Source organism: Mesorhizobium sp. M1A.T.Ca.IN.004.03.1.1 (assembly GCF_003997555.1).
In the GTDB taxonomy this organism is placed as follows: Bacteria; Pseudomonadota; Alphaproteobacteria; order Rhizobiales; family Rhizobiaceae; genus Mesorhizobium.
In genome coordinates, this window is sequence record NZ_RZTV01001161.1 from 1 (window position 1) to 233 (window position 233).

Sequence of the window (233 nt, forward strand, 5' to 3'; positions counted from 1 at the left end):
AAAGCATTCAACTGAAGCTGGCCCGCCTCGGCGGCCATGGTGATCGTCACGTCATTGCCGATCACTTCGAAAGCGACCTGGTTGACGACCTCGGGGATGACCGGGTTGACCTTGCCCGGCATGATCGACGAACCCGCCTGGCGCGCCGGCAGGTTGATCTCGTTCAGCCCGGCGCGCGGCCCCGAAGACAGAAGCCGCAGGTCGTTGCAGGTTTTGGACAGCTTGACCGCGAC

At 63.5% G+C, this 233-nt stretch carries 1 protein-coding gene; it reads right to left on the reverse strand.

Going from position 1 to position 233, the window contains the following annotated elements; genetic code table 11:
• Positions 1–233: lyase family protein (locus EOD29_RS35335; protein ID WP_245475541.1), on the reverse strand; the 233-nt coding region annotated here is incomplete at both ends.